We start from the raw sequence: 22,619 nt of genomic DNA on the forward strand, positions 1-22,619 counted from the left end.
AGGGTGGCACAACGGCCGCGTGGCGTAGCCCCCTTCTTTTTGGCTATATTGATGCGCCTTGGTCATCAGCCGGCCGCCGTGGCAGCACCTGCGAGCAGCCGCCGCAACCCGGTCAGCACGGCCCGGCGCAGCGCCTCGGCCTCGGCGGACAAGGCTTCACCCTGGCGGCGCTGGATGCCGATGCGACGCATCAGCGGGGGGTCCACCAGGGGGATACAGCGCACGCCTTCCCGCCGCCCCACCACGGCCAGCTGCGGCACGATCGTCGGCGCCACGTCATCCGCCGCAAGCTGCACGGCCGTCGCGATGTGCTGCACCTCGTGCTGCCAGTTCAGCCCGACGCCGATGCGGGCCCGCACGCTGTCCAGCATGCGACGATTGCCCGACATGGTGCCGATGGCGATCAGGGGTGTGCCTTCCAGGGCGCTCCAGGGCAACGTCGTGCGTTCGGCCAGAGGGTGGGTCAGGGAGGTCACCAGGACCATGCGGTCCTCGCCGATCACCTCCTGCACCAGGCCAGGGGTTTCGTCGCCCAGGATATTCACGCCGAAATCGGCACTGCCGGCCGCGACAAGGCGGGTGATCTCGATGGCGGACAGGTCCAGTAGCCGCAGCCTGGCCTGCGGGCGCCGGCGCAGATAGGTCTTCAGCACCGCGGGCAACGCCGTGGTGGCGACGCTGGGCAGGCAGCAGAGCGTCGTGGTCGGCAGGCCGTAGAACATCTCCTCCCGCGCCTTCACGAAGGCCTGTTGGAGCCCCTCCAGATGCTCCCGCAACTCCGGCAGCAGGCGTATGCCGGCCTCGGTCAGGACCAGCCGCCGGCCGGTGCGGATGAAGAGGCGAAAGCCCAATTCGGCCTCCAGCCGTTGCAGCCGCCGCGACAGCGTGGGTTGGGAGATGCGCAACTGCCGGGCGGCCGCATGCACGCTGCCGCCCTCGACCACGGCGATGAAGCCTGCGATCACCGAAACGTCCAATACCGCTCTCCCTAATACGCTGGCTGCATCAATTTCATCCGATTTGGCGCGCGCGCCCAGCCCGTGATCGCGCCTATTCTCACGATCGGAGGACGCCAAACGTGAACAACCCGAGTGATCCCACGGCCGCATTGCCGGGGCCCGAGCCCTTTCCCCCCTTTGAAACCCTGCTGACCCGCATCGAAGCCGGCAGCATCCTGGTCGTGACCATGAACCGGCCGGAGGTCGGCAACGCCCGCAACACGCGCATGGCGACCGAACTGCTGGAGGTCTGGACACGGCTGGCACAGGCACCCGGCGGCATTCGGTGCGCCGTGCTGACCGGTGCCGGCGACCGGCTGTTCAGCGGCGGCGGCGACCTGAAGGAACGGAAGGGGATGACCGACGCCGCCTGGCAGGCGCAGCACCATATTTTCGAGCAAGGCCGCGACCAATTGCTGGCCGCCCAGGTGCCGGTCATCGCCGCGGTGAACGGCCATGCCTACGGCGGCGGCTGCGAGACGGCGCTGCTGTGCGACTTCATCTACGCCGTACGCGGTGCCCGCTTCGCCCTGCCCGAGGTCACGCGCGGGATCCTGCCGGGATCCGGCGGCACGCAGATGCTGCCGCGCGCGGTGGGCGAGCGCCGGGCCAAGGAGATTATCCTGAGTGGACGCCCCTTCAGCACCGAGGAAGCCCACGCCTGGGGCATGGTGAACCGCCTGTGCGAGCGGGAGGAACTGATGCCGGCCGTCCTGGAAAGCGCGGCCGCGATGGCGGCCAATGCGCCGCTCGCGGTGCGGGAGGCGAAGCGCAGCATCCAGAATGGCATGGAGGTCGCGTTGCACGACGGCCTGGCGTTCGAGGTCGAGGCCTATAACCGCCTGGTCGTGTCCGAGGACCGGCGCGAAGGCGTTCTGGCCTTCAACGAGAAGCGCGCGCCGCGCTGGCAGGGCCGATGAGCGGCGCGATCTACACGGTTGAATCCGGGCTCGCGCCGGGTTGGGAGGACGAGTTCCTGCGGTGGCAGGCGGAGGAGCATGTGCCGCTGCTGCTCGGCCTGCCGGGCTATCGTGCCGTGACGCGATTCCGCGCGGCGGGACTTGCGAACCGCTTCCTGAACCTGTGGGAGGTGGACAGCACGCAGCGCTTCCACGCGCCCAGCCACGACGCCAAGGTCAATACGCCGTGGAAGGCGCGGATCGTGCCGGCGCGGGAACTGCTGATCCTCAGCTTCTACAACGTCGCAGCGACCTTGCCGGGGCCGGCGCAGGATCGGCCCGCCGCCGCCCTGCTGCGCCATCGCTGGCCGGCTGGCGGGATGCCGCAGGCCGTCGCTGACCACCTGGCCAGCGATCCGGCCACCTGCCGGGTGCACGTCCTGACCGATGAGAACGACCCGGCGCGCGTGACGCTGCTGCATCTGCTGGCGACCGATCTGCCTGCCGCCCCCATCGCCGGGGCAGAAACCGATCGCTTCATCGCAATCTCCGGGGAGCCCGCCTGATGGCCTTCATGACGCAACCGCCCGACCCGAATCCGAAGACACCGAAACTGCGCTGCCCGCCCGGCGCGGTGGATTGCCATATTCATTTCTTCGGGCCCGAAGCGACCTATCCCTTCGATGCGAAGACCCCGTACCACTCCGGCGATGCCTTGGCGGAGGACTACATCGCCCTGCAGAACGTGCTCGGGCTGCACTACGCCGTCATGGTCAATGCCGGTGGCTACGGCCGCAACCCGCAGCTTCTGATCGACACGCTGCGGCGTTTTCCCGGCCGCTTCCGTGGCGTCGTCGTGCCCAAGGATGATCTTTCCTCGCCCGAGATCGCCGAGATGGATGCGCTCGGCGTGTGCGGCGTGCGCTTCGTCAGCCTCAAGCGCGGTAGCCACTTCCCCCAGGTGCTGCCAGACCTCGCCGCGCGCATCGCGGAATTCGGCTGGCATGTGCAATTCTATCCAAGCGGCGCCGATATCACGGACTACGTCGACCAGTTGATGGCGCTGCGCAACACCATCGTGCTGGACCATTTTGGCAGCGTCCCCACGGCGGGCGGCATCGACCAGCCAGCCTTCAAGACGATCCTGCGGATGCTGGAATCCGGCCGTGTCTGGGTGAAGATGTCGGGGCCGATGCGCTGCATGAAGGAAGACTTCCCCTATGCCGCCATGACGCCCTTCGCCCGGGCCCTAGTGAAGCATGCGCCGGAGCGGCTGGTCTGGGCCTCCGACTGGCCGCACGCGAACATGACCAGCGATCGCGCCATGCCGAACGATGGCGACCTGCTCGACCTCATGCTGGAATGGGTGCCGGATGAGGCGGTGCGCAATCGCATCCTCGCGCGCAATGCCTGGGATCTCTATGGCTTCGAGCCCGTGGCATGATGCAGCCGGCGATCCCCTGGGCGAGCGATCTGAAATCCGCCTGCGACGCGCATGCGACCCGGCTTGCCGTCTTCGATGGCGCCACGGGCATGACCTATCGCGAACTGGGCGGCCGTGCCGCCGCGGTCGCGCAGGCGCTGCTGGATGCCGGTGTCACGCCGGGTGAGCCGGTGGCAACGTCGCTGCGCAACAGCCACGCCGCCGTCTGGGGCGCTTTTGGCGTGCGGCTGTCCGGCGCCGCCGAAACACCGTTGAACCCGGCGCTGGGTGCCGACGAGTTGCGCCACAATCTGGCGATCACCGGCGTCAAGCGCGTGCTGACGACCGCGGCCAATGCCGACGCCTTCAAGGCGTTTGGCTGCACGCCCATGGTGATCGAGGATCTGGACACGGCGCGTGGCGATCTCGGCAAAATTCCGCCGGTGCCGCGGGAGGCGCATGGCCGCATCGGCTTCACCTCCGGCACCACCGGCGCGCCCAAGGCCATCGTGCAGACGCATGGCGCCCGCTGGATCGGCAATCTGCTGCAGCGCGCGGCGCTGCCCACGGCCGTCGGGCCCGGCAGCCGCATCCTGCTGGTCACGCCCTACATGCACGGCGCCTCCGTGCTGACGATGGCCTTCCTCGAGCGTGGGGGCAGCGTGGTCCTGCTGGATGGCGCCGACATGGCGCGCATCGCGCCGCTGTTGGAGGAAGGCAGCATCGACCATATTTTCGCGCCCCCGACCGTGCTCGCGAAACTGACGACCGCCCTGCCGGATCGGCATTTCCCCGGCATGCGGGCGGTGTTCTGCGGCACCGCGCCATTGTCGCCGACGCTCTATGGCAAGGCGTGCGCCATGTTCGGGCCGGTGATCCGGATCGCCTATGGCAAGACCGAGTTGACCAATCCCATCGCCGTGCTCACCGCCGAGCAGACGGATGCCTATTACGCCGAGGGTCCGCATTACGACGGCGTCTGCGTCGGCTACCCCGCCTCTGGCGTCGAAATCGCGTTGCGTGGAGAGGATGGCGCCATACCCGGCCCGGGCGAGGATGGCGAGGTGCTGCTGCGCGGCCAGCACATCTACGCCGGGCACTACGCCACGGACGGCTTTCACCCGCTGGAGCCAGGCGCGTTCCACGAAACCGGCGACCTTGGCCGCTTCGATATGCAGGGCCGGCTGCACCTGGTCGGCCGGATGGCCGATGTGATGAAGTCGGGCGGCTACAAGGTCCATCCCGACGAGATTGAGCGCGCCCTTGCCGCCAGCGGCCAGGGCGCGGCGGTCGCGGTCATCTCCCTGCCCTCCGAATACTGGGGGGAAATCGTGGTCGCGGTGGCGGAGGGTGCCGATGCGGGCTGGCCGGAGCGCGCACGTTCGGCCGTCGCTGGCCTCGGGCGCCACAAGCAACCACGGTTGCACGTCACGATGCAGGAACTGCCGCGCAACGTGCAGGGCAAGATGGTGCGCCGGCGCATACGTGAGCGGGTGCTGGCTGAATATGGCCTGGTTGACGGACCCCATCCACGTCTGGAGCGTCGAGGTTGACTGCCTGTCCGCCATGGCCTTGTTCGCCACCCACGCCGTCGACGTCGGGCACCAAGCCTGCCAGGCTCGGCCCGCGTGGCGCATGGGACAACCTCCTGCGCCAGCGCGATGGTCGGGGCCGTTCATCGGCACCGCGGGGAACGAATGACGATGCGGGAACTGACGAGTGCGGCGCTGCTCGACGCGGTGCGTGGCTGGGTGGAGATCGAAAGCCCGACGCAGGATGCGGCCGCGGTGAATCGCGTCGCCGATCATGTGGAGGAGAAGCTTCGCCGCATCGGCGCGCGCATTGAACGCCGCGCGGGCACCGGCGGCTTTGGCGATATTCTGCTGGGCCACGTTGCCGGCGACCGTGATGGCCCCGGCATCTTGCTGCTCGGGCACATCGACACGGTGCATCCGGTCGGCACGCTTGCCGGGCCGCTGCGCTTCCGCGTGGAGGGCGACCGCGCCTATGGCCCCGGCATCTATGACATGAAGGGCGGCAACGCGATGGCGCTCGCCGCCCTCGAACACCTGCACGGGATGGGCCGCAGGCCGCGTCTGCCCGTGACCTTCATGATGATCCCGGATGAGGAAGCCGGCAGTCCAAGTTCGCGCGGCGCCATCGAGGCAGAGGCGCTGCGACACCGCGTCGTCCTGGTACCCGAGCCTTCGGGCGATGGCGGGCGCCTGACGATCGCGCGCCATGGCATCGCGCGCTGGCACCTGCGCACGATTGGCCGTCCGGCGCATGCCGGTGCCTATCACGCAAAGGGGCGCAGCGCGATCCGCGAGATGGCACACCAGATTCTCGCGATTGAGGCGCTCACCGACCATGCCCGCAATTTCTTCGTCAATATCGGCACGGTGGCCGGTGGCACGCACGAGAACATGGTGCCCGCCGAATGCCAAGCCATCTGCTATGCGCTGGTGCCCACCGCGACGGAGGAGATGGAGCTGCGAAACGCCCTGATGGCACTACGCCCGCATGATCCTGACGTGCGGCTGGAGATCACCCAGGGCATCTCGCGCCCCCCCTTCTCGAAGACGCCGGCAATTCAGGCGCTCTACGATCACGCAGCGGCCTTGGCGCGCGATACCGGCTTTGCCGTCGCCGGCGAACGTGTGGCCGGTGGCGGCAGCGATGGCAATTTCACGGGCGCCCTCGGCATCCCGACACTGGATGGCCTCGGCGTCGTCGGGGATGGTCCGCACACGCATGAGGAGCACCTGCTGATCTCGTGCCTCGTTCCTCGAACCACGCTGATGGTCCGCCTCTTCGAGACCCTGGGCGAGCCCGGTACGCTGCCTGTGGTCGACGGGTAGGGGCTGATCACCGCTCCTCCTCCAGCAACCGATAGCCGACGCCGGGCTCCGTCCGGAGCAGCCTGGCAGCCTCGCCGAGCTTGGCGCGCAACTGCCCGACATATACCCGCAGATACTGGCTGTCCTCGACATGCGCCGGCCCCCAGACCTCGGTCAGCAGGCGCCGCTGCGTCACCACCCGGCCGAGGTCACGGGCGAGCGCCGCCAGCAGATCCCACTCACGCGGGGTGAGCGAGAGTTCAACGCCCGTCACGCGCGCGACGCGCCGTTCCAGATCGATCTCGAGCTGCCCTGACGTCACGATCGGCGAAGGGGCTGTCGCCAGCAGCACGCGCCGCGTCGCTGCCCGCAGCCTGGCGAGCAGTTCGGCCAGGCCGAACGGCTTTTCCACATAGTCATCGGCACCGGCATCGAGTGCGGCGACCTTCTCCGCCTCCCGGTCGCGCGCGCTGATGATGATGACCGGTACGCTGCTGAACGCGCGCAGCCGCGCCAGCGCCTCCTTCCCATCCATGTCGGGCAAGCCGAGGTCGAGCAGCACGCAGGCCGGGCCGCGGGACGCCGCCAGCCGCAGTCCCTCGCGCGCCGTCTCCGCGCGCAGGGCGGCATAGCCGGCCGCCTCCAATGCAGCGCCCAGAAAGCGGTGGATCTGCGGCTCGTCATCAATCACCAGGACCGACAAGGGTGCCGCGGTCATGCCGGGAATCGCAGCGATATGCGCGTCCCTCGTCCCGCAGCGATCGGGCTTTCCGCCGCGATGCGTCCCCCCATCGCCCCGACCAGGCCACGGCAGATCGACAGGCCAAGCCCGGATCCGGCGGCGATGCTGTCGGTGCGCACGGCGCGGAAAAAGGCATCGAAGATACGGGGCAGGTCCTCGGGCGGAATGCCGGGCCCGTCATCCTCGATGAGCACCACGACCTCCGCCCCCTCACGACGCGCCACCATGCGCACAACGCCATCCGGCGCGGCGTATTTCAGCGCATTGTCCAGCACATTCTCCAGCACCCTGTCGAGCAGCGCGGGGTCGAGCCGCGGCCGCGGCGGATCGGCCGGCAGGTCGCGCAGGATGCGGCGGGTGGGATGCGCCTGTTCCGCATGCGTGGCCGCCTCCTCCAGCGCGAGCGCCACATCCACCGGTTCACGCCGCGGCACCAGTTGGCCGGTCTCCAACCGCACGATGTCGAGGATGGCGGACATCCAGCGCGCCAGGCGGGTGGCCTCCTCCTCGATACTGGCCAGCAGGTCGGCGCGGGTCGCCTCGGTCAGCGCGGGGCCGACGGTGCGCAGCGTCTCCGCGGCGCCGCGGATGACGGTGAGCGGCGTGCGCAGGTCGTGCCCAAGGCTGGTCAACAACGCGGTGCGCAGCGCCTCCGTCTGGCCGCGGGCACGGACATTGGCGGCGATATCCGCCAGGCGCGCACGTTCCAGCGCCACCGCCGCCTGGTCCAACAGCGCCTCCAGGGCGCGGTCCGCCTCCGGGTCCGGCGCGTCGCCTTCGGGATGCAGCCCGAGGAGCCCAAGCGCCACCGCCTGACCGTCGCGCACCGCAGTCAGGGGCAGGAAGCGCCAGGCGCTTGTGGGCAGGGTCGCGGTGCCGCGCCCGGCGGCACGGCCATTGGCCAGGGCCCAGCGCGCCGCGGCCATGGCGCCGTCATCGGGCGTGGCATCGGCGGGGCTCGCGGCGCGCAGCACGGGTTCGGCCTGCAGCACCGCGTCGCGCGTGAACTGGCCGGGCAGGATCGCCGCCAGCGCCTCGTCCAGCGGCAGCAGCAGGCAGGCGGGGCCGCCGGTGATACGCGCCGCCTCCTCCACCACCGCCATCTGCAGTTCGGCCATCGAGGCCTCTGCATTGAGCCGCCGTGAGAGCGCGGTCAGCCGCCGCAGCGCCGCCAGCCGCAGCGCCGCCGATCGCACATTCCGGCCCAGCCTGCCTGTCGTGCCAGCCAGCAGCGCCGCCACCGCGCCGAACACCACGGCCCCCAACACATCCTGCGCCGAGGCGATGGTCAGCGTGTAGCGCGGCGGCAGGAACAGGAAGTTCCAGACAAGAAAGGCAAGAACCGCCCCGACGCCCGCATGCACCGGCCCGGCGATGGCGGCGATCGCCACGACGGCGGCCAGATAGACCATGCCGAAGGCGGCATCGGGCACCATGCCATCCAGCACGGCACAGACCAGCGTCGCGGCGCCGACCAGCAGCGGCACCACGAGCCAGGTCGTCCAGCCCGGCAGATGGCGCGGCGTGGGTGCGGCGCGCGCGGCCGCCTGGCTCGGCACCACATGCAGCGTGAATTCCGGCGCCTGGCGGGCCAGGGCGCCGATCAGGGTCTGCCCCAGCGCACGCCGCCACCAGGGCGGGTCGCCGCGCCCCAGGACAATGTGCGTGGCACGGCGCGCGCGGGCATGGGCCAGGATCGCGCCCGGCAGATCCGTGGCCGTCGTCACCTCGGTCTCGGCGCCGAGTTGCTGGGCCAGCGCGATGCCCCGCCCGGGATCGGAGTCCTGGCCGGGCTGCTCGACATGCAGCGCCAGCAGCGGTGCATGCAGCGCATCGGCGAGGCGGCGGGCCTGCTGCAACACCGGCTCGGCCGCCGCCCCGCCGGGGATGAGCGCGAGCAGGCGGTCGCCCACGGGCCAGGGGCCGGCCACCGCATTGCGGCGCATCCAGGAGGTGACGTCGGCATCGACACGATCCGCTGTGCGGCGTAGCGCCAATTCGCGCAGCGCCGCCAGCGCGCCCTCCTTGAAGAAGCCGCGCAACGCCCGCTCGGCCTGTTCGGCGCGGTAGATTTTCCCCGCCCGCATGCGCTCCAGAAGCTCCGCAGGCGGGATGTCCACGAGTTCCACCGCATCCGCCCCCTTCAGCACGGCATCCGGGACGGTCTCGGCGACTCGCACGCCGGTGACGCGCGCCACCGCCTCGGCACTGCTTTCCAGGTGCTGGACGTTCATCGCGGTCCAGACCTCGATGCCGGCGTCGCGCAGTTCCTCCACATCCTGCCAGCGCTTGCTGTGGCGGCTGCCCGGCGCGTTGGTATGGGCGAGTTCGTCCAGCAGCAGGATGGCGGGGCGCCGCGCCAGGGCGGCGTCGAGGTCGAATTCGTGCAGCACCTGGCTGCGATAGGCGATCGCACGCAGCGGCAGCCTGGGCAGCGTGCCGATGGCGGCTTCGGTCTCGGCCCTGCCATGCGTCTCGACCAGGCCGACCAGCACGTCACGCCCCGCTTCCTGGAGGCGACGGCCTTCCGCCAGCATCTCCACGGTCTTGCCGACGCCCGGCGCCGCGCCGAGAAACACTTTGAGGCGACCGCGACCTTCCCGCGCCGCAAGCTCGGCCAGGGCATCGGGATCTGGTCGTTCGGGATCTGCGTTGTTCATCTGCCGGCAGAATAGGACAGCGCGCGCCTCACGTCAGCGACGGCGACATCGCCGCACCCAGTATGGCCTTGGCGCCTGTCACGCCGATGGCCGTGGCGTCAGCCTGCGGACATCCGCGCAGGCCGATGATCGCCAGCGCCCGGACCGCGCACCTGGAACCTGGTGCGGCGCCGTCAACGCTGCGCCTCCAACGCGAGGTTGAGCCGCAGCACGTTGACGCGCGGCTGCCCCAGCAGGCCGAATTCGCGGCCCTCCGTATGGTGTTCCACCAGTGCCGCGAGGCGTTCCGGCGAAAGGCCCCGCGCCGCCGCCACACGCGCGATCTGCGCACGTGCATTCTCCGGGCTGATATGCGGGTCAAGGCCCGAGCCACTGCCCGTCACGGCATCGGCCGGGACATCGCGCCGGCCGGCCACACGCGCGATCACCGACGTCAGCAAGGCCGCACTGGTCGGCCCCAGTTGCGATGCGGCCGAGGAGGCGGCGTCATAGGGCGCGGCGGCGGTCGCCGAAGGCCGGCCTTGGAACCAGACGTCGTCCTCGAAATTCTGGCCGATCAGGGTAGAGCCGATCACCCTACCCTCACGACGGACCAGGCTGCCGCCGGCGCGGTCCGGCATGGTCAGGCCCGCGAGAGCGGTGACGCCGAGCGGCACGACGACGCCCACCAGCAAGGTAAAGCCGAGCAGCAGGGAAAGCAGCGGGCGCAACATGGTTCAGGCCACTCCGATAAGGGTGAGCAGGAGGTCGATGATCTTGATGCCGATGAAGGGCGCGACCAGGCCGCCCAGGCCATAGATCAGCAGGTTCCGCCGCAGCAGCGCCGCGGCGCCGATGGATGTATAGGCGACACCGCGCAGAGCCAGCGGCACCAGCGCCACGATGATCAGCGCATTGAAGATGACGGCGGAGAGGATGGCGCTTTGCGGACTGGCCAGCCCCATCACGTTGAGCGCGGCAAGACCCGGATACTGCGCCACGAAGATCGCCGGCAGGATCGCGAAATACTTCGCCACGTCATTGGCGATGGAGAAGGTGGTCAGCGCGCCGCGCGTGATAAGCAGTTGCTTGCCGATCTCCACCACCTCGATGAGTTTCGTCGGGTCGCTGTCCAGATCCACCATGTTGCCGGCCTCGCGGGCCGCTTGCGTGCCGGTCTGCATCGCAAGGCCCACATCGGCCTGGGCCAGCGCCGGCGCGTCATTCGTGCCGTCGCCAGCCATCGCCACGAGCCGCCCCGCGGCCTGCTGCGCGCGGATGTAGTCGAGCTTGTCCTGGGGCTTTGCCTCGGCGATGAAATCATCCGTCCCGGCCTCCACCGCGATGGCGGCGGCGGTCAGGCGGTTGTCGCCGGTCACCATCACGGTGCGGATCCCCATCCGGCGCAGTTCGACAAAGCGCTCGCGCATGCCCGGCTTGACGATGTCCTTCAGCTCGATGGCGCCCAGGATGCGGCCATCCCTGGCCACCGCCAGCGGCGTGGCGCCGGTGCGCGCGATGCGGTCGATACCGGCGGCCAGTTCGGCCGGGATCGCCACGCCCAGCGTCACCGCCAGGCTGTCCACCGCGCCCTTGCGGTAGGCGCCGCCAGGCAGGTCCATCCCCGAAATACGGGTCTGCGCGGTGAAGGGCACCGGCCGCGCGCCGTCCGGGGTGATGGCGGCGATACCGTAGCGCTCCCTGGCGAAGGCGAGGATGCTGCGGCCCTCCGGCGTTTCATCCGCGAGGCTGGCCAGCACGGCTGCCTCGGCCAGCTCCGTCTCGCCCACGCCAGGTGCCGCGATGAAGGCGGCGGCCTGGCGGTTGCCGAAGGTGATGGTGCCGGTCTTGTCGAGCAGCAGCACGTCCACATCGCCCGCCGCCTCCACCGCACGACCGGAGGTGGCCAGCACGTTGAAGCGCACCAGCCGGTCCATGCCGGCGATGCCGATGGCGGAGAGCAGGCCGCCGATGGTGGTCGGGATCAGCGTGACCAGCAAGGCGGCCAGCACCACCACCGAAGGCGCGGCACCGCTGTAGCTGGCGAAGCCCACGAGCGTGACGACGGCGATCAGGAAGATGATCGTCATGCCGGCCAGCAGGATGTCGAGCGCGATCTCGTTCGGCGTCTTCTGGCGCGACGCGCCTTCGACCATCGCGATCATGCGGTCGAGGAAGGTGCCGCCGGCCTCGGCGGTGATGCGCACCAGGATGCGGTCGCTCACCACCAGCGTGCCGCCGGTGACGGCGCTGCGGTCGCCGCCGGCCTCGCGAATCACCGGCGCACTCTCACCGGTGACGGCGCTTTCGTTGACGCTGGCGATTCCCTGCACCACTTCGCCGTCGGAGGGGATGATCTCCCCGGCCTCCACCAGCACATGATCGCCGCGCTTGAGGTCGGCGGCGGCGCGCGGGATGGTGAGCGTGGTGTCCTCCGGCAGCGGCACGAAGCGCGCCATGGTATCCCCGCGCGCGGCGCGCAGCGAGGCGGCGCGCGCCTTGCCGCGGCCTTCGGCCACGGCTTCCGCGAAGGTCGCGAACAGCACGGTAAGCCAGAGCCAGGCGGCGATGCCGGCCTGGAAGCCGAACGGATTGCCTGCCAGCGCGTCACGCAATGCGAGCAGTGTGACGAGGATCGCCACCGCCTCCGTCACAAAGATCACCGGGTTGCGAACCAGGTGGCGCGGGTTGAGCTTCAGCACCGCGTCGATGGCCGCGCCGCGGAGGATGGCGCCATCGAACAGCGCGAACGAGGATTGCATGGGGTGCGGCTTTCAGAAGGTCTGGCCGGCGAGCATGGCGACATGCTCGGCGATCGGGCCAAGGGCGATGGCAGGCAGGTATTGCAGCCCGCCCAGGATGAGGATCACGCCGGCCAGCAGCCCGATGAACAGCGGGCCATGGGTCGGCAGGGTGCCGGGGCCGTCAGGGGCGCGCGGCTTGGCGGCCAGGCTGCCGGCGATGGCCAGCACCGGGATGACGAAGGCGAAGCGGCCGAGCAGCATGGCCAAGCCCAGGGTGGTGTTCAGCCAGGGCGTGTCGGCGGTGAGCCCGCCGAAGGCCGAGCCGTTGTTCCCCGCGGCCGAAGTATAGGCGTAGAGCATCTCGGTCAGGCCATGCGGCCCTGCATCCTGGAGCGAGGCGGTGCCGACCTCCAGCACCAACGAGAGCCCCGCAAGGCCAAGGATGGCGGCAGGCAGCACGAGCACCGCCAGCATGGCGAGCTTCACCTCCCGCGCCTGCACCTTCTTGCCGAGATATTCCGGTGTGCGCCCGACCATGAGGCCGGCGATGAACACCGCCAGCAGCGCGAAGATCAGCATGCCATAGAGGCCGGAGCCGACGCCGCCCGGCAGCACTTCGCCCAACTGGATCAGGAACAGCGGCACCAGGCCACCGAGCGGCGTGAAGCTGTCGATCATCGCGTTCACCGCCCCGCAGCTCGCGCCCGTGGTCGTGGCGGTGAACAGGGCGGCGAGCGCCAGGCCGAAGCGCAGGTCCTTGCCCTCCATGTTTCCCTGGACGGGCGAAACACCGGCCGCGATATGCAGCGGATTGCCGGCGGCTTCGGCGGCGTAGATCGCCAGCGTGGCCGCCAGCACGAAGCCCACCATCACCGCCAGCAATGCGCGCCCCTGCCGCGCATCGCCGATGATCCGGCCGAAGGCGAGGCACAGGGCGAAGGGAATGACCACCTGCAACACGATCTGCAGGCTGGTGGCGAGCGCGCTCGGACCTTCGAAGGGATGCAAGGAATTCACGCCGAAGAAGCCGCCGCCATTGGTGCCCAGGTGCTTGATCGCAAGCTGGAACGCGACGGGGCCGAGCGGGATGGCCTGCTCACCGCCGCCGATGGTCGCGGCCGCGACACCCGCCTCGAGCGTCTGCGGCACGCCCATGGCGATGAAGGCGAAGCTGGCGAGAACTGCGCCAGGCATCAGCAGCCACAGCGTCACCCGGGAAAGATCCGCCCAGAAATTGCCTAGCTGCGTCACTGCGCCCGCGGCGAAGGCGCGCATCACCGCGAAGGCCAGCGCGATCCCTGTGCCGGCGGAGAGGAAGTTCTGCACCGCGAGGCCCGTCATCTGGCTGAGATGCGACATCACCGCCTCACCCGAATAGGCCTGCCAGTTCGTATTGGTGACGAAGGAGATGGCGGTGTTGAAGGCGAGGAAGGGCGGGATGCCATCGAAGCCCTGCGGGTTCAGCGGCAGCAGGCCTTGCAGGCGGAGGATCGCATAAAGCAGCAGGAAACCCGCCGCGTTGAAGGCGAGCATCGCCAGCAGATAGCCCTGCCAACCCTGCCCGCGTGACGCATCCACGCCGGCGACCCGCAGGATCGCGGCGTCCATGCCGGCCAGCGCGCCCAAGCGGCCATTCGCCAGGCATGCAAGCCACCGCCCAATCGGCACCGCAAGCAGCAGCGCGCAGCCGAGCACGAGCACGATCTGCGCCCAACCGATCAACGTCATGTCACAGGCTTTCAGGCCGCAGCAGGGCCCAGAGGAGGTAGCCAAGCAGGCCGAGCGCGACCACGGCGCCAAGCCAGAGTTCGAACCCCATGATCAGACGCGCCCGCAGGCACGGACGTAGAGGCCGAGCAGGATGAAGCCGCCAAGACCCGCGGCCAAAAGCACAAAGTCGAGCATGATAATCCCCTTGGTCAGGGGCCAAGATTGCGGGACGATGGCATCGTCGCGCGATGTGGAAGCAGCGCCTTGGGCGTAAGGACTTCGTAAGGGCGATGATGCTCATCACCGGCCGAGTGTTTGCGCACGTCGCCTCACCACCGCCAGCGCCAGGTCGAACGCCGCCCCGAGATGTGCCGCGCCACGACGCACTGCGTGTTGTTGATCCAGGAACCGCCTTGCCGCTGCCTTGCCGTCATATACTGGTGGGCCGCAAGACACAGCAGCGGGCCGCTGCCGATGAAGGCAATCCGATGGCCGAGCGAAATCGCCGTGGCGACGGGCTTTGATGACAGCGGCAGGCAGGGCGAGCGTAGCTGACTGCGGGTGATACAGATCCCTTGCGCGATCCGCTATCGGTATGCACAGTAACGACCACGGCATTGCACGCTGAAGCATTCGTTAATGCCTAACTGATCGTAACCACGTACAACACCAATAGCGACGACGGGCGCCATGAAGAAAAAGACGCGGTTCTACCGTGCACTCCTGGCCGGTCCAGCCTTGGTCTATATGGCCGCGGCCGGTCCCGCTGTGGCGCAAGCCCCGGCCGGCCAGCCACCGCCGACACCGTCCGTGGAGGAGTTGCTCCGCCGCATGGAACAGCTCCAGCGGCAGGTGACTGAAATGGACCAGCTACGGCGTCGCGTGGATGAATTGGAGGCCGCGCAACGCACCGCCCGCCCAGCACCATCCCCGCCGCCAGCACGCACCGCGGCGGCCCCGCCGCGCGCCACGCGCGCCACACCGGTGGCGCCAGCCCCCGCGCCGATCATCGTGGCCGAACCACCGCCGGCGCCGGTGACAGCGCGGGTGACGCGCGCCGACGTGGACGAGGCGATGCGCGGGTCGATGCCGAATTCCTGGCGCATCCCGGGCACCGAGACCTCCGTCCGCCTGTATGGCTTCATCAAGGCCAACATGTACGGCGATATCGATGTGCTGAACCGCAGCGACGCGCCGTCGGTCCAGGGCATTCCGCTGGCGGGCAGTGCCGCGGACCAGCGGTCGGGTGACCTGTCCTTCAGCGCCAGGCGGTCGCGCATCGGCTTCGATACCCAGACGCCGACGCCCTGGGGGCCGCTGACCACGAAGCTTGAGATGGATTTCGCGGGCGACCAGCCAAGCCCCTCCGGTGCCGCCACCTCCTCCGGCTACATGCCGCGCCTGCGACAGGCCTATGTGGAAGTGGGCGGCGAGCAGGTCCGGCTGCTCATCGGCCAGGCGAACAGCCTGTGGAACGAGGGCCTGTTCGAAACCCTGACGGATTCGACCTTCCTGAACGCCTCCGCCGTCCGGCAGGCACAGGTCCGCCTGAGTGGACGGCTCGCGCAGGGGCTGACCGGGCAAGTATCGTTGGAAGCGCCCTATACCGACTACACCAGCAGCGCCGGCGTCTTCTATCCCGACAGCAACTTGAATGGGGGTGCGAGCCCGGCCACGAACCAGGTGCCGGACCTCCTGGGGCGGCTGACCTATCGCCGCGACCTTGGGGACCTGGAATTGCGCGGATTGGTGCGCCAATTGCGCATCGACACCAATGGCACGGCGGCGTCGCCCACGGGCAGTGGCAGCACCGTCGGCTGGGGCCTCGCCACCAATGGCAAGCTGAACATGCGTGAGCTCTGGACCGGCTTTGGCCACGACCAGTTGATCGGCATGGCCTCCTACGGCCAGGGCATCGGCCGGTATTTCGATGCCACCTCCAGCGGGCAATCCGCCTTCAGCGATATCGGCCTGGCCGGCGTGTCCAGCGTCAGCCTCAATGCCATTCCAAGCTGGGGGGTCGCGGCGGGCTACCGGCACTTCTGGATGCCGACGCTGCGCAGCACGGTTGGCTATGCCTATGCGCGCATCGACAGCCCCGGCTACGTCGCGGCATTCACGCCCGGCTCGTCGGCCGCCCAATCGGTCAACAACGACATGCAGATGGGCGTGGTCAACCTGATCTGGAGCCCCTTCGCGCGCGAGAGCGGGGGGACGCTCAGCAACGGCTCGCTCGATCTCGGCATCGAGTACATCTACTACCGGCGCGACCTGCAGGGCGGCTCGACCGCCGCGGGCGCGGGCCAGTTCGGCCAAGGCATCGAACAGCGCATCCAGGCCGCCGCCATCGCGCGTTTCTGACGTCGCGGACCATCAAGCCAGGCAAGTCGTTTTCGTCGTTGGAGAGAGTCCATGAGCAGCGTGTCCCCGCGCGTCGATCAGTTCCTGATGATCCATTCCGGCCGCGCCGATGCATGGCGCGACCTGACGCATCTCGCCGACGCATGGGCCAAGGGATCGGCCGAGCGTGGCGAGGTGGAGGCCCTGATCACGGCGATGACGGCGGTGGAGGAATATCACGCCTTTCCGGGACACCGCCTGTTCACCGCGCTCAACGACAAGGTCGCCTCCAGCGATGCAGGCGGCACGGCACGGCTTGCGCGGCGTATCTCGAACGCGCTGCTGACGCGCAGCTACCGCGAGAACGCGGGGGATTGGGAGACGGAGGATCGGAGCGCCGCGGAGGCTGCCGACCTGCTGCCGGCCCAGCTCAGCGAAAGCCGCCAGCGGCGCCCATATTTCGAAGTGCTCTTCGTCAACAGCCAGCCGGCCTCGCGTTGGCCGTCCATGGCGCAGGAGCTGCGCCGGCTGCGTCGCCCGGAAGACGAGTTCATCTATGAACCTGTCTTCGTCGGCTCCTTCGAAGATGCGTTCTGCGCGATCGCCAACAATCCCGACATCATCTCGGCCGTGCTGGCCGAGGGTTTCTCGTACCGCACGCGCCATGACGTGCCGATCCTGCGCTCCCTGCTCGACCCCCTGGGCGAGCCCGAGGGGTCCGACAAATCGGCGCTGCGCCTTGCCGGTTTCCTGAAGCGGATCCGCCCTGAACTGGATATCTACCTGCTGTCGGACCACGATGTTGAAACGCTGGCTGGCGATGCCGCCGCGGATGTGGTGCGCCGCATCTTCTACACGGTGGAGGAGCCGCTGGAGACGCATCTGGCGATCCTGGAAGGGGTGCAGGCGCGGTTCGAAACACCCTTCTTCGACAATCTGAAGGAATATGCACGGCGGCCGGTGGGCACCTTCCATGCCCTGCCCATCGCGCGGGGCAAGTCGGTGTTCAAATCCGATTGGATTCGCGACATGGGCGAATTCTACGGCATCAACCTGTTCCTGGCGGAAAGCAGTGCCACGACCGGCGGCCTCGACAGTCTGCTCGAACCCACGGGCACGATCAAGCGGGCGCAGGAGTTGGCAGCGCGGGCCTTTGGTGCCGATCACGTCTTCTTCGTGACCAATGGCACCTCCACCTCCAACAAGATGGCGGTGCAGGCGCTCTTGGCCCCGGGCGATATCGCGGTGGTGGATCGCAACTGCCACAAGTCGCACCACTACGGCATGGTCCTGACGGGCGCGCAGCCCTACTACGTCGAAGCCTTCCCGATGACGGAATACTCGATGTACGGGGCGGTGCCGCTGGCCACGATCAAGCGCGCCTTGCTGGCCTTGCGCGCGGAAGGCCGGCTTGACCGGCTGAAACTCCTCGACCTGACCAACTGCACCTTCGATGGCCACATGTACAATGTCCGCCGCGTGATGGAGGAGTGCCTGGCCATCAAGCCGGACCTCATCTTCCTGTGGGACGAGGCCTGGTCCGGATTTGCGCGCTTCTCGCCCTTCCTGCGCCCGCGCACGGCCATGGGCGCTGCCGCCGACATAGAGCAGTGGCTACGAGATCCGTCGTCCCTAGACGCCTATGACGCCCAGCAGGCGGCCCTCGGCGACGCGCCGTCGGACGAGGCATTGCTCGACACACGCCTCATCCCCGACCCACGCAAGGTGCGGTTGCGCGTCTACCAGACCAACTCCACGCACAAGTCCATGTCGGCGATCCGCCAGGGCTCGATGCTGCTGGTGAAGGACGTCGATTTCCACACCGTCGAAGCGCAGTTCCATGAGGCGGTGTTCACCCATGCCTCGACCAGCCCGAACCAGCAATTGATCGCGAGCCTGGACGTGGCGCGGCGGCAGATGGAACTCGAAGGCTACGGCCTGGTGATGAACGCGATCGAAATCTCGCTCAGGATTCGTCGGGCGATCAGCGAGCATCCCTTGATCTCGAAGTACTTCCAGATCCTCGGTTCGGATCGCATGATACCGGCGGAATACCGCAAGTCCGGGTTCAAGGATTTCTTCGCGCCAGGCACCAACTGGGGCACGCTGGTGAAGGCGATGCGGGAGGATGAGTTCTACCTCGACCCCACGCGCATGACGCTGGTCTGCGGCACCGCCGGCTTCGACGGCACGCAGTTCAAGGGGCTGCTGGCCAGCAAGTACGACATCCAGTTGAACAAGACGTCGCGCAACAGCGTCCTGCTGCAGTCCAACATCAACAACACGCGCAGCGACGTGGCGCATCTCATTCGCGTGCTGGTCGAGATCTGCCATGGCATCGAGAAGCGCCTGGCCGATGGCGGCGACGCGGAGCGCACGGATTTCGCGGCGCGGGTGAAATCACTGATGACCGACGTGCCGGACCTGCCGAACTTCAGCCATTTCCACGAGATTTTCCGCGGCGATGCCGGACGCACCACGCCGGAGGGCGACATGCGCTCCGCCTTCTTCGGCGCCTATGATCCTTCGGTCTGCGAGTATGTGCCGCTCCATGGCGCGGAGTGCGACCGGCGGCTGCGCGAGGGGCCGGAGATGGTCTCCGCCAACTTCGTCATTCCCTACCCGCCCGGCTTCCCGATCATGGTGCCAGGCCAGGTGCTGACGCAGGAGACGATCGACTTCATGCGAAAGCTCGATGTGAAGGAGATCCACGGCTACGAGAAGGCGCGTGGCCTCAAGCTGCTGAAGCCGGATGCGGTCGCCGCCAAGGCGCGGCGCTGAACAAACCCTTCCGATCGCAGGAGGCGCGGATCATGCAAGCGTTCTTTCACTTCCTGGCTACCAACGCCTATATCCTGCTCTTCCTGACGGTGGGTCTCGCCGTATGGCTCGGGCGGCAAACCGTCGCGGGCTACGGGCTTGGCATGGTCGCCTCGGCGATCATCATCGGCTGCGGCCTTTCGGTCTGGGCTTCCGTCTATGGCGAGAAGCTTGAGCTCAACAATTTTACGCGCCTGCTGTTCTACTACCTGTTCATGTATGGGGTGGGGCTCCGCGTTGGTCCGTCCTTCGTCAATAGTCTTGGTGGGGACGGGCTGAAGTTCACCCTGCTGGCCGTCGTGTCCTGCATCGTGGGCCTCGGGCTTGTTGTCCTGGGCACCAAATTCTTCGAGCTGCCGATCGGCGCGGCGGGCGGCATCCTGGCCGGTTCGCAGACCATGTCGGCGGCGATCGGTTCGGCCGAGCAGGCGGTGCTGGCCGGCGCATTGGTCCTGCCCGCCGGAACGACGCCGGAGCAGGTCAGCGCGATGATCGCGCTATCCTATGGCATTACCTACATCTGGGGCACGGTCGGCATCATCCTGATCACTAAGTACTTGCCGAAATGGTGGGGGCTGGATGCGCGTGCCGCGGCCCGTGACTACGAGAAGGAGTTTGGCGTCGCCTCTGGCGACACACCGGCGCTTTCGGGCTGGACCGCCGGCGGGCTGCGCGCCTACCGCCTTGAGAACGCCGCCTGGCAGGGTCGGACGATGCGCGACATGCTGCGTGAGAATCCGGAATACCGCTTCGTCAACCTGGTGCGTGACGCCACGGTTCTTGGCGCCGATGAGGATATGCCGCTGCGCATCGGCGACGTGATCGCCCTCGGCGCGCGACGCGAGGCGATGACGGCGAAGATGGGCCTGATCGGGCCTGAAGTATCGGACCGGGCCGCGCTCGACCTGCCGCTCGATCGTGCCGAGATCCTTGTGACCAACGGACAGATCCTGAAACAGACGCGCGAGGAATGGCGCGCCCTGCCCGGCGCCGATCATATCCAGGTGGTGGCGCTGGAACGGTCGGGCGTGCCGGTGCCGATCGGCAGCAACACGACGCTGCAGCGGATGGACATCGTGACGGTCGTTGGCCTCAAGGACGCGGTCAACAAGATTGGTGCGGCCTTCGGGCGGGTTGTGCGTCCCTCGACCGCCACGGACCTGCTGACGCTTTCGCTGGGCATGATCCTCGGCTTCCTCATCGGACAGATCGAGTTCCCGGCGTTTGGCGCAAAGGTCGGCCTGGGCAATGCGGGTGGGCTGCTGGTGTCTGGTGTCATCGTCTCCTCCGTCGCGTCGCGGCTGCGCTTCTTCGGCAATACGCCGGCCGCGGCGCGCAATGTGCTGGAGGATCTGGGCCTCGTCGTCTTCGTCGCGATCGTGGGGATCAACGCGGGCAACTCGCTCCTGGCGCAGTTGACCGGGATTCTGGCGCTCAAGATTTTCCTGGTGGGCTTTGTCGCCTGCACCTTGCCGCCGATCATCGTCTGGACCATCGGCTACCACGTCTTCAAGCTGAACCCCGCCGTGCTGATGGGCGGCGTGGCCGGTGCGCGCAGCCACAGCGGCCCCTGTCGTGAAGCCGCGGTGGAGATCCAGTCCAATGTGCCCTGGATCGGCTTCCCCGTGGCCTATGCGGTGTCGGGCGTCCTGCTCACGGTGTTCGGCTATTTCGCGATGCTGCTCGCCCAGTAGATCTATCGATCCAGGAGATCAGGAATGGCGTGGTTCGTGGAGTTCCTTGCCAAGTATCCCGAACTCACCTTGTTCCTGGTCATCAGCATCGGATATGCGATCGGCGGCGTGAAGGTCGGTGGCTTCGGCCTGGGGCCGGTGACCGGATCGCTTTTCGCGGGGATATTTGTGGGGCAGTTCGCCCATGTGCCCATCTCGGGCATGGCGAAATCGTTCCTGTTCCTGCTGTTCCTTTTCGGCATCGGCTATTCGGTCGGCCCGCAGTTCATGCAGGCGCTGAAGCGGGACGGGCTGAAGCCGGTCCTCTTGGCCATTGTGTGCTGCGTCACTGGACTATTCACCGCGATTGCAGTGGCGAAGGTGCTCGGGCTCGATGCGGGCTTCGCTGCCGGTCTTCTTTCTGGTGCGCTCACCGAAAGCCCTGCCATGGGGACGGCCACGGAGGCGATCAGCATGCTGCCCCTCCCGGAGGCGGAGCGGGCACGCCTCATCGCGCATATCGCTGTTGCCGACGCGGTCTGCTACGTTTTCGGGGCGGTCGGTGTCATTTTGTTCTGCAGTGTCGCTGGCCCCAAATTACTGGGGATCGACCTCAAGGCCGAGGCGCTGGCGCTGGAGCGCGAGCTCGGCATCACCAGGGCATCCCCAGGAACGGCCTCCACGTGGCGACGGTTTGAGGCGCGTTGCTACCGCGTTCCCGCCGATGCGCAGATCGTCGGCCTGCGTGTCGCCGAAGCCGAAGCGCAATTTGCCGAACAGCGCATCTTCATCCAGCGAATCCGACGTGCCGGCGAGATCCTGGAGGCGAGCGCTGATCTTCCGCTGGCCGCGGGCGATATCGTCGCCATCTCGGGGCGGCGCGAGGTCATTGTGGACTTTGTCGGCCCACGTGCGCAGGAGATCGAGGATCGCGAGTTACTCGATATTCCAATCACGTCGATGGACGTGCTGCTGACCAGGCGCGACCTCGCCGGCCGGCGTGTCGACGAGGCGGCGAAGATGGATTGGGCGCGGAGCCTTTATCTGCGCGCCGTCACCCGCGGTGGCTTGGCCCTGCCGTTGTCGCCTGGCCTCGTGCTGGAACGTGGCGACATACTTCGGGTTGTAGGGCCGGAACCAGTCGTGGCACGCGCTGCCTCCCAGATTGGCGCCGTCGTGGCGCCGATCTTCACGACGGATTTCGTCGTGTTGGGCCTTGCAATCTTTCTTGGAGGCCTTGCGGGCGTGCTGATCAGCTTTCCGATCGGCGACATGAAGATCTCGCTCAGCACCAGCGTCGGAACGCTTCTGGCGGGTCTGATCGTAGGGCATATGCGGACGCGCTTTCCGCTGTTCGGGCGAATTCCGGACGGTGCGGTGGCGTTGATGACCGCGCTTGGCTTGGCGGCCTTCGTCGCCATGACAGGGCTTCATGCCGGACCGGTCTTCGTGGCCGCTTTGGCCGAAGCCGGCATCGGGCTGCTTTTCGGCGGCATGGTGGTGACGTTGGTACCAATGTTCGTGGGGCTATATTTCGGGCGATACGTGCTTCGGATGAACCCGATCCTGATCCTGGGCGGCCTTGCGGGAGCGCAGACCATGACCGCGGCCATGGCCGCGGTGCAGGACCGCTCAGGCAGCCCCGTGGCCGTTTTGGGCTACACGCCGGCTGTACCCTTTGGGCACATCCTTCTTACGACATGGGGGACGGTTATCGTTGGTGTGATAGCTGGGTGACTTGGAAGTGGTGGGGCGCCACTGCAGGACGACGTTGCCGCAATCAAGGCCACG

General features: G+C 67.9%; 16 protein-coding genes. 9 read left to right on the top strand and 7 right to left on the bottom strand.

The features are described 5' to 3' along the window. Window positions 1–65: 65 nt before the first annotated feature. Window positions 66–977: a LysR family transcriptional regulator gene (locus ACQW02_RS24270; protein WP_431282489.1), complete on the bottom strand. Its 912-nt coding sequence runs from the start codon at window positions 975–977 to the stop codon at window positions 66–68. Window positions 978–1,078: 101 nt separating this feature from the next. Between ACQW02_RS24270 and ACQW02_RS24275 the strand changes: the two genes are divergently transcribed. The 5 genes from ACQW02_RS24275 (at window position 1,079) to ACQW02_RS24295 (ending at window position 6,181) form a co-directional block, all read left to right on the top strand. Beyond that, window positions 1,079–1,918 (top strand): enoyl-CoA hydratase/isomerase family protein, encoded by an 840-nt coding sequence (locus tag ACQW02_RS24275; protein WP_431282490.1) that lies wholly within the window; start codon window positions 1,079–1,081, stop codon window positions 1,916–1,918. After that, on the top strand, window positions 1,915–2,463 hold the full coding sequence (locus ACQW02_RS24280; RefSeq protein WP_431282491.1) for a hypothetical protein: 549 nt from the start codon (window positions 1,915–1,917) through the stop codon (window positions 2,461–2,463). The genes ACQW02_RS24275 and ACQW02_RS24280 overlap by 4 nt, the downstream gene beginning before the upstream one ends. Then, window positions 2,463–3,341 (top strand): amidohydrolase family protein, encoded by an 879-nt coding sequence (locus tag ACQW02_RS24285; RefSeq protein WP_431282492.1) that lies wholly within the window; start codon window positions 2,463–2,465, stop codon window positions 3,339–3,341. Before ACQW02_RS24280 ends, ACQW02_RS24285 begins: the two co-directional genes overlap by 1 nt. Continuing rightward, the gene (locus ACQW02_RS24290; protein WP_431282493.1) at window positions 3,338–4,873 is read left to right on the top strand and encodes a class I adenylate-forming enzyme family protein; all 1,536 of its coding nucleotides are present in this window, start codon (window positions 3,338–3,340) and stop codon (window positions 4,871–4,873) included. Before ACQW02_RS24285 ends, ACQW02_RS24290 begins: the two co-directional genes overlap by 4 nt. Before the next feature lie 150 nt (window positions 4,874–5,023). Next, complete coding sequence (locus tag ACQW02_RS24295) at window positions 5,024–6,181, top strand: M20 family metallopeptidase (RefSeq protein WP_431282494.1); 1,158 nt, start codon at window positions 5,024–5,026, stop codon at window positions 6,179–6,181. Between the two features lie 7 nt (window positions 6,182–6,188). Here the strand turns inward: ACQW02_RS24295 and ACQW02_RS24300 are convergent, their stop codons facing one another. The 6 genes from ACQW02_RS24300 to kdpF form a co-directional block, all read right to left on the bottom strand. After that, window positions 6,189–6,878, bottom strand: coding sequence for a response regulator (locus tag ACQW02_RS24300; RefSeq protein ID WP_431282495.1), 690 nt, complete (start codon window positions 6,876–6,878; stop codon window positions 6,189–6,191). Further along, window positions 6,875–9,562 (bottom strand): ATP-binding protein, encoded by a 2,688-nt coding sequence (locus ACQW02_RS24305; RefSeq protein ID WP_431282496.1) that lies wholly within the window; start codon window positions 9,560–9,562, stop codon window positions 6,875–6,877. The genes ACQW02_RS24300 and ACQW02_RS24305 overlap by 4 nt, the downstream gene beginning before the upstream one ends. Window positions 9,563–9,735: 173 nt before the next feature. Then, window positions 9,736–10,275: a potassium-transporting ATPase subunit KdpC gene (kdpC, locus tag ACQW02_RS24310; protein ID WP_431282497.1), complete on the bottom strand. Its 540-nt coding sequence runs from the start codon at window positions 10,273–10,275 to the stop codon at window positions 9,736–9,738. Between the two features lie 3 nt (window positions 10,276–10,278). Then, on the bottom strand, window positions 10,279–12,303 hold the full coding sequence (gene kdpB, locus ACQW02_RS24315; protein ID WP_431282498.1) for a potassium-transporting ATPase subunit KdpB: 2,025 nt from the start codon (window positions 12,301–12,303) through the stop codon (window positions 10,279–10,281). A gap of 12 nt (window positions 12,304–12,315) precedes the next feature. Further along, window positions 12,316–14,013: a potassium-transporting ATPase subunit KdpA gene (gene kdpA, locus ACQW02_RS24320; RefSeq protein ID WP_431282499.1), complete on the bottom strand. Its 1,698-nt coding sequence runs from the start codon at window positions 14,011–14,013 to the stop codon at window positions 12,316–12,318. A 1-nt stretch (window position 14,014) separates the two neighbouring features. Next, window positions 14,015–14,104, bottom strand: coding sequence for a K(+)-transporting ATPase subunit F (gene kdpF, locus ACQW02_RS24325; RefSeq protein WP_431282500.1), 90 nt, complete (start codon window positions 14,102–14,104; stop codon window positions 14,015–14,017). Window positions 14,105–14,826: 722 nt separating this feature from the next. Here kdpF and ACQW02_RS24330 point away from each other — a divergent pair. The 4 genes from ACQW02_RS24330 to aspT are packed head-to-tail and all read left to right on the top strand — an operon-like array spanning window position 14,827 to window position 22,565. Continuing rightward, window positions 14,827–16,356 (top strand): DcaP family trimeric outer membrane transporter, encoded by a 1,530-nt coding sequence (locus ACQW02_RS24330; protein WP_431282501.1) that lies wholly within the window; start codon window positions 14,827–14,829, stop codon window positions 16,354–16,356. Between the two features lie 51 nt (window positions 16,357–16,407). Continuing rightward, window positions 16,408–19,116, top strand: a complete 2,709-nt coding sequence (locus ACQW02_RS24335) for a hypothetical protein (RefSeq protein ID WP_431282502.1) — start codon at window positions 16,408–16,410, stop codon at window positions 19,114–19,116. A gap of 32 nt (window positions 19,117–19,148) precedes the next feature. After that, window positions 19,149–20,849 carry an aspartate:alanine exchanger family transporter gene (locus ACQW02_RS24340; protein ID WP_431282503.1) on the top strand — a complete coding sequence of 567 codons (1,701 nt, stop codon included), beginning with the start codon at window positions 19,149–19,151 and terminating at the stop codon, window positions 20,847–20,849. 24 nt (window positions 20,850–20,873) lie between these two features. Then, window positions 20,874–22,565: an aspartate-alanine antiporter gene (aspT, locus tag ACQW02_RS24345; RefSeq protein WP_431282504.1), complete on the top strand. Its 1,692-nt coding sequence runs from the start codon at window positions 20,874–20,876 to the stop codon at window positions 22,563–22,565. Window positions 22,566–22,619: the final 54 nt, after the last annotated feature.

The organism is Humitalea sp. 24SJ18S-53, from assembly GCF_050632385.1.
Classification (GTDB): Bacteria; Pseudomonadota; Alphaproteobacteria; order Acetobacterales; family Acetobacteraceae; genus Humitalea.